General features: G+C 67.8%; 9 protein-coding genes. 7 read left to right on the top strand and 2 right to left on the bottom strand.

Annotated features, from left to right (window positions below):
• The first annotated feature begins 120 nt into the window (after window positions 1–120).
• Both AT699_RS32130 and AT699_RS04410 read left to right on the top strand, forming a co-directional pair.
• Complete coding sequence (locus AT699_RS32130) at window positions 121–2,817, top strand: autotransporter family protein (protein ID WP_232254241.1); 2,697 nt, start codon at window positions 121–123, stop codon at window positions 2,815–2,817.
• A 161-nt stretch (window positions 2,818–2,978) separates the two neighbouring features.
• Window positions 2,979–4,430, top strand: coding sequence for a methyl-accepting chemotaxis protein (locus AT699_RS04410; RefSeq protein ID WP_024067792.1), 1,452 nt, complete (start codon window positions 2,979–2,981; stop codon window positions 4,428–4,430).
• A gap of 113 nt (window positions 4,431–4,543) precedes the next feature.
• On the opposite strand, the gene AT699_RS04405 is transcribed toward AT699_RS04410, so the two are convergent.
• Together AT699_RS04405 and AT699_RS04400 are read right to left on the bottom strand one after the other, a co-directional pair.
• Window positions 4,544–6,067: a fumarate hydratase gene (locus AT699_RS04405; protein WP_006388864.1), complete on the bottom strand. Its 1,524-nt coding sequence runs from the start codon at window positions 6,065–6,067 to the stop codon at window positions 4,544–4,546.
• Window positions 6,068–6,144: 77 nt separating this feature from the next.
• Window positions 6,145–6,912: a crotonase/enoyl-CoA hydratase family protein gene (locus AT699_RS04400; protein ID WP_024067791.1), complete on the bottom strand. Its 768-nt coding sequence runs from the start codon at window positions 6,910–6,912 to the stop codon at window positions 6,145–6,147.
• 270 nt (window positions 6,913–7,182) lie between these two features.
• Between AT699_RS04400 and glyQ the strand changes: the two genes are divergently transcribed.
• From glyQ to AT699_RS04375, 5 genes are read left to right on the top strand one after another with little or no spacing between them, the layout of a single operon-like run.
• Window positions 7,183–8,094: a glycine--tRNA ligase subunit alpha gene (glyQ, locus tag AT699_RS04395; RefSeq protein WP_006388861.1), complete on the top strand. Its 912-nt coding sequence runs from the start codon at window positions 7,183–7,185 to the stop codon at window positions 8,092–8,094.
• Window positions 8,095–10,233, top strand: a complete 2,139-nt coding sequence (gene glyS, locus AT699_RS04390; RefSeq protein ID WP_024067789.1) for a glycine--tRNA ligase subunit beta — start codon at window positions 8,095–8,097, stop codon at window positions 10,231–10,233.
• Complete coding sequence (gene gmhB, locus AT699_RS04385) at window positions 10,230–10,769, top strand: D-glycero-beta-D-manno-heptose 1,7-bisphosphate 7-phosphatase (protein WP_024067788.1); 540 nt, start codon at window positions 10,230–10,232, stop codon at window positions 10,767–10,769. Before glyS ends, gmhB begins: the two co-directional genes overlap by 4 nt.
• Entirely contained in the window at window positions 10,769–11,497 is a 729-nt protein-coding gene (locus AT699_RS04380) for a lysophospholipid acyltransferase family protein (protein ID WP_006388858.1), read from the top strand. Before gmhB ends, AT699_RS04380 begins: the two co-directional genes overlap by 1 nt.
• Window positions 11,484–12,467: a M48 family metallopeptidase gene (locus tag AT699_RS04375; protein WP_024067787.1), complete on the top strand. Its 984-nt coding sequence runs from the start codon at window positions 11,484–11,486 to the stop codon at window positions 12,465–12,467. Before AT699_RS04380 ends, AT699_RS04375 begins: the two co-directional genes overlap by 14 nt.
• The last annotated feature ends 28 nt before the right edge of the window (window positions 12,468–12,495 follow it).

Here is a 12,495-nt window from a genome sequence, read left to right as displayed (position 1 = left end):
TCTTCATATGCGTTGACCAATCTTCTTTTCATTGACTGCCGGTTGGCGATGAAGCGTCGCCTTCGGCTACCTACACTTACCGCCGAGTTCTTCAACCTCCCGGTAATTGTGGATGTAGCCATGCAAGTCCTCCCGTCCAGACAAACCGTCTTCTCACACCGCCTGACTTACGCCGCATGCCTTGTGCTTGCCTTGCACATGGGCGTGACCCTGCCGGCTACCGCCGTTGCGGCCGCCGGCAAGGGAGGCGGTGGCGCCGGAGGCCTTGGCCAGAACTTCTGGACGGCCAATCCTGCCACTCAGGGCGGCGACGGCGGCGGACTGGACCCGATCACTTCCGATGGCAAGGCCGGCGCGGGCGCCAATGCCGCCCATAGCCCCGGCACCGGCGGCGCCGCTCCCAAGGCCGCCAGTTCCAATGACGTCGTGACGACCGACGTGTCGGGCAGCCGCGGGACTTGCGCCGCGCCTTGCGATAACAATCACGGCGGGGGTGGCGGCGGAGTCGCCATTCTCGGCGGCGAGAACATCAACCTGGTCATCGCCACCAACGTGAGCGTGACGGGTGGGAACGGGGCGGCGGGAAGCCCCGGCGGAGCGGATGCCCTGCAAAATATGGCTTACGTGGGCGGCGGCGGTGGCGGCGGCGCGGGAATCGCCGCCGTATCCGGTGTCCTGACGTTGAATGGCCCTGTCTCCGGAGGCATGGGAGGCGCATCGAGGGGGCACCCCGGCGCTGGTGGCGACGCCGTCGTGCTTACGCGGGGCGACATCATCATCAACGCCCTGGTCTCCGGCGGCCAGGGCGGCACCCGCGATCTCTATCTGGCCCCCCGCACGTTCTCGGGAGATGGCGGCGTCGGCATCTCCATCGGCTCGGGCACGGTGGTCAACAACAACGTCGTGCTGGGCGGTTTTCCCGGCACCGTGCAGTACCCAAACAAAGGAAGTGTCGGCAAGAGAGGCACCGCGCTACGAGCGGGCAGCGATACGACCGTCACCAACAAAGGCAGCTTCAACAGCAACGGCGCGACTGCCGTTCTCTTCGAAGGCGACAACAACACATTCATCATGTGGTCGGGTTCCGACATCATCGGTGACCTGTATTTCAAGGGCAAGGACAACCAGCTGGCCTTTGGCAGCGACGATGGCGCGCCGATCACCCAGTACATCTGGGGCGATGGGGACCTCGATTTCGGCATCGCAGGCACCTACACCGTGCGCGTCACGCCAACCGCCGCCGACCGGCTCGATGTGGCCAAGACGGCCAGGCTCACCGGTGCGGTGCTGCGGGTCAACGCGATGGCGTCGGACCTGTATGCGGAAACGCAGCGCTACACCGTCCTGCATGCCGGAGAGAAATTCAACGGCACGCGCTTTGCCGGCGTCACGTCCAACCTGGCCTATCTCACGCCCACGTTGAGCTACTCGGACGACGACCAGGACGCCTTCCTGACGCTGGTGCGCAAAGCCGCCCCCGCTCCCGTTCCCGTACCCCCTGTGATCGAGCCGGTTCCCCCGGCGACAAATCCGGCTCCGCCGGTGACTGACCCGGTGCCGCCCACAACCGAGCCCGTTCCCCCTGCCTCCGACCCGGCGTCACCGCCAGCAACCGATGCAGCAACACCCGGTGACGACGGCGCGGCGCCGTCGTCACCCATCCGATTCGCGGACCTCCTCAGCAACCGCAACACCATCGCGACCGCCAATGCGATCGAAAGCCTGCCCGCCGACCACGAACTCTATCGTCGAGCATTGAGCCTGCCCGAAGGCGCCCCCCAGGCCTACTTTTCAGCGCTCGCCGGAGAAATCCACGCCAGCGTCCGCCATGCGTTGCCCGGCCTGGACACGACCATTCGCGATGTGCCGCTGAAACATCTGCGCGCCAACTTGAATGCGGGCCGGCATGCTGGCTCGCCCACGGCGGCCGCGGGAGTGAGCGATGCGCCGCCCGCCGCCTCGACCCTGCCCGGGTCCGACGCCCACCCCGTCTGGGCGCAGTTGGTCGGAAGCTGGCAAGACCAGGGTGCGACAGACGACAGCAACGCCGTCCGCCTGCGCACCGGAGGTATCTTCATCGGTGTGGATCACGCCATCGGAGCCGGCTGGCGCCTGGGCGGCGCGCTGGGCTACACCGACAGCCAGCTGCGCACCGATGGCGCGAACGCCAAGAGCAATATCTCGAGCTATAGCGCGATCGCCTACGGCGGCAAGGCATTCGAGACGCGCGGCGGCAGGCTCAACGTCCTGCTGGGAACGGCCTACACCTGGCACAACGTCGGCACTCGCCGTGGCGTCGTGGCCGGCGCACTGGACCAGACCTTGCGCGCCGACTATCGCGCCAGCGCCACCCAGCTATTCGCCGAACTGGGTTACGCCCTGGCCGCAAGCGGTGCGTTGTCAGTGGAACCCTACGCCGGCCTGGCATGGGCCAGCCAACGCAGCTCCGCGTTCCAGGAACGCGGCGGCAGCGGCGCGCTCTCGGGCGTCGGCCAGTCTGCGCGGACAACGACAACAACGTTGGGCGCCCGCCTCCGCCACGCGCTGCAATCGGACAGTTTCGACGGCGCCCTCACAGTCGGCGCGGGTTGGCGTCGCGCCTTCGGCGACCTGTCCACGACGTCGACGCAGTCGTTCGATGCCGGCGACGCCTTCACCATCGTCGGCGCGCCCATCGCCCGCGACACCTTGCTGCTGGAAACCGGATTACAGGCACGCACAGGCCGCAACGCAATGGCCGGCTTTCACTATGCCGGACAGTTCAGCTCGCGCAATCGGAACCACGGCGCCACGCTGACTTGGCGCTGGGCGTTCTGATCGTGTTCGCCCCGATTCATTCGGGGCGTCCAAGACCTTTATCAGACTGCCTAACAGAGCCCATCCGGCAATTCACGGCCTTCCGAACCTTATGATCCAGGTCACCCACACATAGAGACTTTGTTGACCGATACCGGCCGGCATCTTCGTTCGAGTTCAACATGCATTGGTTTCCCTTCAAGCGCCTGTTCCGTCGCAAGCGCGACACACGGAATGCGGATCTGTACGGCCAGATCGCGGCCATCCACAAGGCGCAGGCGGTCATCGAGTTCGACCTGGACGGCCATGTGCTCATGGCCAACCAGAATTTCCTCGATGCCATGGGCTACACGCTCGACGAACTGCGGGGGCAGCACCACCGCATCTTCGTGGCGCCCGACCGGCGCGGCTCTCCTGAATACCAGGCGTTCTGGGACAAGCTCAAGCGCGGCGAGTACGACGCGGGCCGCTATCGCCGCATCCACAAGGACGGCAGCGACGTCTGGCTGCAGGCCAGCTACAACCCGATCCTCGACGAGTGCGGCCAGCCCTTCAAGGTGGTCAAGTACGCCACCGACGTCACCGAGCAGCAGCGCCGCCAGGCCGACACCGAGGGCCAGCTTGCCGCCATCTCCAAGGTGCAGGGCATCATCGAGTTCGAACTGGACGGCACCATCATTCGCGCCAACGACCTGTTCCTGGACGCCATGGGCTACCGCGAAGACGAACTGCGCGGCCGCCACCACAGCATGCTGGTGCTGCCCGAGGAAGTCCGCAGCCCCGCCTACAAGGAATTCTGGCGCAAGCTGCGCGGCGGCGAATACGACACCGGCCAATACCTGCGCATCGGCAAGAACGGGCGCCGCGTCTGGATCGAGGCCAGCTACAACCCGATCTTCGATGCCGAGGGCCGGCCATTCAAGGTGGTGAAGTTCGCCACCGACATCACCCGCCGCTTCACCGCCGCGCAGACGCTACGGGTGGCGGTGCAGGGCCTGACCGAGAACGCCGAACGCGCCAGCCAGGCCAATACGCTGGCCCGCGACGCCTGCCAGGTGGCCGAGGAAGGCGGCAAGACCGTGGCCGGCGTGGTAGCCACCATGGGCACCATCACCGAAAGCTCGCGGCGCATCTCGGAGATCATCGGCGTGATGGATGGCATCGCGTTCCAGACAAACATCCTGGCGCTCAATGCCGCGGTCGAGGCGGCGCGCGCGGGCCCGCACGGCAAAGGCTTCGCGGTGGTGGCGGCCGAGGTGCGCAGCCTGGCCCAGAACAGCGCATCCGCGGCCAAGGAGATCAAGGACCTGATCACCACCTCGGTCCAGCAGATCGGCAGCGGCGCCGAGCAGGTGCAATCCGCCGGCGCCACCATGGAGAACATCGTCACTTCGTCGCGCCGGGTCACGGAGATCATGGGCGAGGTGGTCGAAGTGTCGTTGGCGCAGTCGGCCAAGCTGGGCGAGGTCACCGAGGACATCACCCAGATGACGGCCGAGGCGGCGCACGAACTGCAGAGCGCCTATGAGGCCCAGGACCGCCCCGAGGCGGCGCGGGAGACAGCATCGGCGCGAGCCGTGGCGCCCCGCGCGCCGGCGTCCTCGCAATCGGCGCTGGAGTACGTGCGCTACTGACCGGCCCTGATCGGGCGGCCACGGGCGCCCGTGCCGACGGCAGGCCGCGAAACGTCCCGGGGATAAAAAAAGGGCGCCGTCACCGGCGCCCTTCTCGCGTTCATGTCGCCCGTTTACGCGGTGGCGACCGGGATCTTGCCGATCCTGGCCTGCCATTCCTTCGGGCCGGTGGTGTGGACCGAAGTGCCCTGGGCGTCAACCGCCACAGTCACCGGCATGTCCTTCACGTCGAACTCGTAGATGGCTTCCATGCCCAGGTCGGCGAAACCCAGCACCTTGGCGCCGCGGATTGCCTTGGACACCAGGTAGGCCGCGCCGCCCACGGCCATCAGGTAGGCCGAGCCGTGCTTCTTGATCGACTCGATCGCGACCGGGCCGCGCTCGGACTTGCCGATCATGGCGATCAGGCCGGTCTGCTCCAGCATCATGTCGGTGAACTTGTCCATGCGGGTGGCGGTGGTCGGGCCAGCCGGGCCCACCACTTCGTCGCGCACCGGATCGACCGGGCCGACGTAGTAGATGACGCGGTTGGTGAAGTCCACGGGCAGCGGCTCGCCCTTGGCCAGCATGTCCTGGATGCGCTTGTGCGCGGCGTCGCGGCCGGTCAGCATCTTGCCCGACAGCAGCAGGGTCTGGCCCGGCTTCCAGCTGGCGACTTCTTCCTTGGTCAGCGTGTTCAGGTCGACCTGCTTGGACTTGTTGTAGTCCGGCGCCCAGTGCACTTCCGGCCATTCCGACAGCGACGGCGGGTCCAGGCGCGCCGGGCCCGAGCCGTCCAGCTCGAAGTGGGCATGGCGGGTGGCCGCGCAGTTCGGGATCATGGCGACGGGCTTGGAGGCCGCGTGCGTCGGGAAGGTGTTGATCTTGACGTCCAGCACGGTGGTCAGGCCGCCCAGGCCCTGGGCGCCGATGCCCAGCGCGTTGACCTTTTCGTACAGCTCGATGCGCAGTTCTTCGAGCTTGTTCTGCGGGCCGCGGGCCAGCAGTTCGTACATGTCGATGTCTTCCATCAGCGACTGCTTGGCCATCAGCATGGCCTTTTCGGCGGTGCCGCCGACGCCGATGCCCAGCATGCCCGGCGGACACCAGCCGGCGCCCATGGTCGGGACCGTCTTGAGCACCCAGTCCACCAGCGAATCGCTAGGGTTGAGCATGGCGAACTTGGACTTGTTTTCCGAACCGCCGCCCTTCGAAGCCAGCTGCACGTCGACCTTGTCACCCGGGACAAGCTCGACGTGCAGGATACAGGGCGTGTTGTCGCGGGTGTTCTTGCGGGCGAACAGCGGATCGTCCAGCACCGAGGCGCGCAGGGGATTGTCCGGGTTCAGGTAGCCGCGGCGCACGCCTTCGTCGCACAGTTCCTGCAGGGTGCGCTTGGTGTCGAAACGCACGCCCATGCCGACCTTCAGGAACACGTTGACGATGCCGGTGTCCTGGCACAGCGGGCGCTTGCCCTCGGCGCACATGCGCGAGTTGGTCAGGATCTGCGCCATCGCGTCGCGCGCGGCCGGGCTTTCCTCGCGCTCGTAGGCGCGGGCCAGGTGGCGGATGTAGTCGACGGGGTGGTAATAGCTGATGAACTGGATGCCATCGGCTATCGACTGGATGAAGTCTTCTTCTTTGATGAGGACGGACATGGCGATATGCGGGTTACGGAGGGAAACGTGAAAACGCGGCCGGCGAACCGGCCGCGCGCGATGGGGTGCAGCTTATTTTATTTTCCTTGCCAGACAGGCTTGCGCTTTTCGGCGAAAGCCGTGGCGCCTTCCTTGGCGTCGGCCGACGAGAAGATGTGGGCGATCAGCGGACGCTGGCGGTTGAACATCTCTTCCTGGGTCCAGTCGCCGGACTGCGCCACGATGCTCTTGGCGGCCTGCACCGACAGCGGGCCGTTCTCGACGATGGCGCGGGCCAGTTCCAGCGCGCCGGCCAGGGCGCCGCCCGGCTCGGTCAGGCGGTTCACCAGGCCGAAGCCGTAGGCGCGCTCAGCGCCCAGCATGTCGCCGGTCAGGATCACTTCCATGGCGATGTGGTACGGCAGGCGGCGCGGCAGGCGCAGCATGCCGCCGGCGCCGGCCACCAGGCCGCGCTTGACTTCGGGCAGGCCGAACTTGGCATTGCTGGCGGCCACGATCAGGTCGGACGCCAGGGCCATCTCGCAACCGCCGGCCAGCGCATAACCTTCGACCGCGGCGATCAGCGGCTTTTTCGGTGGCGCTTCGTTCAGGCCGGCGAAACCGCGGCCTTCCACGTACGGACGCTGGCCCGACTTGGCGAAGGCTTTCAGGTCCATGCCCGACGAGAACGTGCCACCCGCGCCCGTCAGGATGCCGATGCGCACGTCGTCGCGGCTGTCCAGCTGGTCCAGCGCGGCGGCCATGGCCTGGGCGGTTTCCAGGTTGATGGCGTTCTTGGCCTCGGGACGGTTGATGGTGATGATCTGGATGCCGTCGGCGACTTCCACCTTGATCAGGTCAGACATGCGGATGCTCCTTCCGGGGTTTTGGATATTGGTTTTATATAAGACTGGTCAACCTGGAATGATACGACCAATGCCCGGCCGCCGCAGGGCGCCGGCGGAGCAACGTCCGCCTGGAGCACGCCTCGCCCGATATGTAACCGCGAGGATGTAACCGCCTGGATGCGACCCCAATCCCGGGGTCCGGCCCCGGGGCCGCCCCGGGCCAGTTAAAATGCCCGGTTTCCCACGCCCACGGCAGACGTCGCCCGGCGACCGAATTCCAAGAATCCTATGCTCACCTTTCAGCAAATCATCCTTACGCTCCAGGAATACTGGGACAAGCAGGGTTGCGCCCTGCTGCAGCCCTACGACATGGAAGTCGGCGCCGGCACCTCGCACACCGCCACTTTCCTGCGGGCGATCGGCCCGGAGCCCTGGCGCGCGGCCTACGTGCAGCCCTCGCGCCGCCCCAAGGATGGCCGCTACGGCGAGAACCCCAACCGCCTGCAGCACTACTACCAGTACCAGGTGGTGCTGAAACCCGCGCCCCCGGAAATCCTGGACCTGTACATCGGCTCGCTCAAGGCGCTGGGCATCGACCCCACGCAGCACGACATCCGTTTCGTCGAGGACGACTGGGAAAACCCGACGCTGGGCGCCTGGGGCCTGGGCTGGGAAGTGTGGCTGAACGGCATGGAAGTGACCCAGTTCACCTACTTCCAGCAGGTCGGCGGCCTGGATTGCACCCCGACCACGGGCGAGATCACCTACGGCCTGGAGCGCCTGGCCATGTACCTGCAGGACGTGCAGAGCGTGTACGACCTGGTCTGGACCGAAGGCGCCAACGGCCGCCGCGTGCTGTACCGCGACGTGTTCCACCAGAACGAAGTGGAACAGTCCACCTACAACTTCGAATATTCGTCGGCCGAGATGCTGTTCGCGCACTTCAACGACTACGAAGCCGAGGCCAAGCGCCTGATGGACGTGCCGCTGGCCCTGCCGGCCTATGAAGCCACGCTCAAGGCCGCGCACACCTTCAACATGCTGGACGCGCGCGGCGCGATCAGCGTCACCGAGCGCGCCGCCTACATCGGCCGCATCCGCAACCTGTCGCGCGCCGTCGCGCAGGCCTACTACGATTCCCGCGAACGACTGGGCTTTCCCATGCTGGGCCGCGACAAGGCCGCCGGGGAGGCTGCATAAATGACGACGAACATCCGCCCCCTGCTGGTCGAGCTGCTGACCGAAGAACTCCCGCCCAAGGCCCTGCAGAAGCTGGGCCAGGCTTTCGCCGAAGGCGTGCGCGCCACGCTGGCGCGCCACGGCCTGCTGGCCGACGGCTGCGCCGTCGAGCCGTACGCCACGCCGCGCCGCCTGGCGGTGCGCCTGTCGGCCGTGCTGGCGCAGGCGCCCGATCAGGCCTACGCCGAAAAGCTGATGCCGGTGAAGATCGGCCTGACCGAAGACGGCAAGGCCACCCCGGCGCTGCAGAAGAAGCTGGCCGCCAAGGGCCTGGAAAACATCGACCTGGCCACCCTGGAACGTGAATCCGACGGCAAGCAGGATTACCTGGTCGCCCGCGGCACCGCCCCCGGCGCCGCGCTGGCCGTCGGCCTGCAGGAAGGCATCGACGCGGCCATCGACGGCCTGCCGATCCCCAAGGTCATGCGCTACCAGCTGGCCGACGGCGAGACCACCGTCAAGTTCGTGCGCCCGGCGCACGGCCTGATCGCGCTGTTCGGCGCCGACGTGGTTCCCGTCAGCGCCCTCGGCCTGACCGCCGGCCGCGACACGCTGGGCCACCGCTACATGAGCAGCGGCGCCATCGCCATCGCCGATGCCGACGCCTACGCCGCCACCCTGGCCGAGAAGGGCCGCGTGGTGGCCTCGTTCGAAGGCCGCCGCGACGAGATCCAGCGCCAGCTGCTGGACCACGCCGGTCGTCTGTCGGCCACGCTGGGCGACGACCCCGAAGTGGCCGCCCTGCTCGATGAAGTCACCGCCCTGGTCGAACACCCCACCGTCTACGTCGGCGAGTTCGAGGAACAGTTCCTGCAAGTGCCGCAGGAATGCCTGATCCTGACGATGCGCCTGAACCAGAAGTACTTCCCGCTGTTCGACCCGGCCAGCGGACGCCTGACGCACCGCTTCCTGATCGTGAGCAACATGCGCACGGACAACCCGGTGAACATCGTCGAAGGCAATCAGCGCGTGGTGCGTCCGCGCCTGGCCGACGCCCAGTTCTTCTTCGAGACCGACCGCAAGACGCCGCTGGCCGCGCGCGTCGAGCAACTGGGCTCGATCGTCTACCACAACAAGCTGGGCACCCAGCTCGAACGCGTCGAGCGCGTGCGCGCCATCGCCCGCGACGTGGCTGGCAAGCTGGGCGGCGATGTCGCCGCCGCCGACCGCGCCGCGCTGCTGGCCAAGGCCGACCTGGGCTCGAACATGGTGGGCGAGTTCCCCGAGCTGCAAGGCATCATGGGCGCCTACTACGCCGCCGGCGACGGCGAGCCGGACAGCGTCGTGCAGGCGCTGCGCACCCAGTACCGCAACCGTTACGACACGCCGGTTTCGCAGGACGACCTGACCGCCGCCACGCTGTTCATCGCCGAACGCGCCGAGACCCTGGTCGGCATCTGGGCCATCGGCCTGGCGCCCACCGGCGAACGCGACCCCTTCGGCCTGCGCCGCGCCGCGCTGGGCCTGATCAGCGCCTTCGAGCAACTGGCCGCCGGCGGCTGGCTCAAGCTCAACCAGGACGGCCCGCTGTCGCTGGACGGCCTGCTGGCCGCCACCGCCGCCACCTTCCCGGCCGGCAAGATCCCCGCCGACACGCTGGCGGAAGTGCGCGCCTTCATCTACGAACGCTACCGCAACCAGCTGATCAACGAACACGACCGCAACGCGGTCGAGGCCGTCATCGCCCTGACGCCGCCGCTGCACCAGGTGGCCGAGCGCGTGCGCGCCGCCGCCGCCTTCGCGCAGATGCCCGAGGCCGCCAGCCTGGCGGCCGCCAACAAGCGCATCGGCAACCTGCTCAAGAAGGCCGAAGGCGAGATCGGCGCGGTCAATGACGCCGCGCTGGTCGAGCCCGCCGAAAAGGCGCTGGCCGCCGCCATCGCCGCGCTGCGCCCGCAGGCCGAGGCGCAACTGGCCGCCGGCGACTTCGCCGCCAACCTGCGCACGCTGGCCCAGGCCCGCGAACCGGTGGACGCCTTCTTCGCCGACGTCATGGTCATGGCCGAGGACCCGGCGGTGCGCGCCAACCGGCTGGCGCTGCTGGGCCAGCTGCACACCCTGATGAACCAGGTCGCTGACATTTCCAGGCTGGCACAGTGAAGCTCATCATCCTCGACCGCGACGGCGTCATCAACCAGGACAGCGATGCGTTCGTCAAGAATCCCGACGAATGGATCGCCCTGCCCGGCAGCCTGCAGGCCATCGCCCGCCTGACGCAGGCGGACTGGACGGTGGTGGTCGCCACCAACCAGTCCGGCCTGGCGCGCGGCCTGTTCGACATGGACACGCTGACCGCCATCCACGCCAAGATGCGGCGCGAGCTGGCCGCCGTCGGCGGCAGCGTGGACGCCGTCTTCATGTGCCCGCACGGCCCGGACGACGACTGCACCTGCCGCAAGCCGCGTCCCGGCATGTTCGAGCAGATCGGCCATCGCTACGACGTCAACCTGGCCGGCGTGCCGGCCGTGGGCGACTCGCTGCGCGACCTGCAGGCCTCCAGCGCCGCGGGCTGCTCGCCCTGGCTGGTGCTGACCGGCAACGGCAAGAAGACGCTGGCCAAGGGCGGCCTGCCCGAGAACACCCGGGTCTGCGACGACCTGTCGGCCGTGGCCGACGCCCTGCTGCAGGACAACTGATGGCCCGGCTGCGCTCGCTCCTGTATTTCCTGTTCCTGGCCATCACGGTCATCCCCTATGCCTTCGCTTGCGTGCTGTGGGCGCCGCTGCCGCTGCACCTGCGCTACAAGCTCACGGTGGGCTGGCCGCGCCTGGCCATCTGGGGCGCCAAGGTGTTCTGCGGCATCCGCTGGCAGGTCAAGGGCTGGGAAAACCTGCCCGACGGCCCGGCGGTGCTGCTGTCCAAGCACCAGTCGGCCTGGGAAACGCTGTTCTTCCCGGCCTACATGCCGCGCGAAGTGTGCTTCGTCTACAAGAAGGAACTGCACATGGTGCCGTTCTTCGGCTGGGGCCTGGCGTTGCTGCGCATGATCGCCATCGACCGCTCCAAGGGCCGCGACGCCTTCGAACAGGTGGTCAAGCAGGGACAGGTCCGGCTGGACGAAGGCCGCTGGCCGCTGCTGTTCCCGGAAGGCACCCGCGTGCCGCCCGGCAAGACCGCGCGCTTCAAGATGGGCGGCGCGTTGCTGGCCTCGCGCACCGGCGCGGTGGTCATCCCGGTGGCGCACAACGCCGGCGAATGCTGGCGCCGCAATGCCTTCGTCAAATATCCAGGCCTGGTTACGCTGTCCATCGGTCCCGCGATAGAATCGAAGGGAATCTCCCCCGAGGAACTGAACCAGAAAGTGCAGGACTGGATCGAAGGGGAAATGCGGCGTCTCAATCCAGAAAGGTATGCCCAGCACTGACCAGCTCGAACTCCTGTTCGACGTGCAAGACTCCGACGCGTCCACGGACGCGTCGCCGCTGACCGCGTCCCCCGCGGCGCGCCCGGCACCCGTGGCCACGCCGCCCGCCCCGCTGTTCCCTCCCCCCGCGCCATCCGCGCCCAAGCCGGCCGGCGAACCGCTGCTGACGCTGTCGCCCAATGCGGCGGCGCGCGTGCCCACCCCCTGCCCCGATCCGCTGCCACCCGGCGCGCGCTGGCGCGAGGTGGACACCGATCCGCAGCCCATCGGCTTCGTGCTGCTGCGCTCGCGCCGCCGCAGCATCGGCTTCGTCATCACCGACGACGGCCTGCGCGTCACGGCGCCCAACTGGGTCACGCTGGCACAGATCGACGACGCGGTGCGCGAGAAATCCCGCTGGATCGTCGCCAAGCTGCGCGAATGGCACACCCGCAAGCAGCAGCTGGCCATGGCGCACACGCGTTGGCAGGCCGGCGGCGAACTGCCTTACCTGGGCAGGCGCATCGTCCTGGGCGTGGGCGGCGACAGCCGCCAGACCCGCCTGTCCGGCGATGCCGAAGCCCCGGCCGACGGCGACACGCTGTGGCTGGCGCTGCCGGCCGACGCCGACCAGGGCCGCATCCGCGACGCCGCCCAGGCCTGGCTGCAACAGCGCGCCGGCGCCTGGTTCGGCGCCCGGCTGGCGCACTTCCTGCAGATCAGCGGCCTGAAGATCCGCCGCTGGCGCCTGTCGTCCGCCGCCACGCGCTGGGGCTCGTGCACCAGCGACGGCAACATCATGCTGAACTGGCGCCTGATCCATTTCGCGCCGGCCATCATCGACTACGTCATCGCGCACGAACTGGCGCACCTGCGCGAAATGAACCACAGCCAGGATTTCTGGCGCGAGGTCGGCCAGATCCTGCCCGATTTCGAGGAAGCCAAGAACGTGCTGCGGCGCCACGACCCGGCCTCGCTGCCGCAATTCTAGGGTCGGTGCGAGACGCTCCCGCAATCGG

Source organism: Achromobacter xylosoxidans (assembly GCF_001457475.1).
In the GTDB taxonomy this organism is placed as follows: domain Bacteria; phylum Pseudomonadota; class Gammaproteobacteria; order Burkholderiales; family Burkholderiaceae_B; genus Achromobacter; species Achromobacter xylosoxidans.
The sequence above is the reverse complement of the archived record's forward strand: the minus strand, read 5'-3'. Positions and strand labels throughout refer to the sequence as shown.

Excerpts from the sequence above, each read along its gene's own strand:
- AT699_RS04400 (WP_024067791.1), bottom strand. The coding sequence starts at position 6,912 with ATGTCTGACCTGATCAAGGTGGAAGTCGCCGACGGCATCCAGATCATC.
- AT699_RS32130 (WP_232254241.1), top strand. The coding sequence starts at position 121 with ATGCAAGTCCTCCCGTCCAGACAAACCGTCTTCTCACACCGCCTGACT.
- AT699_RS04375 (WP_024067787.1), top strand. The coding sequence starts at position 11,484 with ATGCCCAGCACTGACCAGCTCGAACTCCTGTTCGACGTGCAAGACTCC.
- AT699_RS04410 (WP_024067792.1), top strand. The coding sequence starts at position 2,979 with ATGCATTGGTTTCCCTTCAAGCGCCTGTTCCGTCGCAAGCGCGACACA.
- AT699_RS04380 (WP_006388858.1), top strand. The coding sequence starts at position 10,769 with ATGGCCCGGCTGCGCTCGCTCCTGTATTTCCTGTTCCTGGCCATCACG.
- glyQ (WP_006388861.1), top strand. The coding sequence starts at position 7,183 with ATGCTCACCTTTCAGCAAATCATCCTTACGCTCCAGGAATACTGGGAC.
- AT699_RS04405 (WP_006388864.1), bottom strand. The coding sequence starts at position 6,067 with ATGTCCGTCCTCATCAAAGAAGAAGACTTCATCCAGTCGATAGCCGAT.
- glyS (WP_024067789.1), top strand. The coding sequence starts at position 8,095 with ATGACGACGAACATCCGCCCCCTGCTGGTCGAGCTGCTGACCGAAGAA.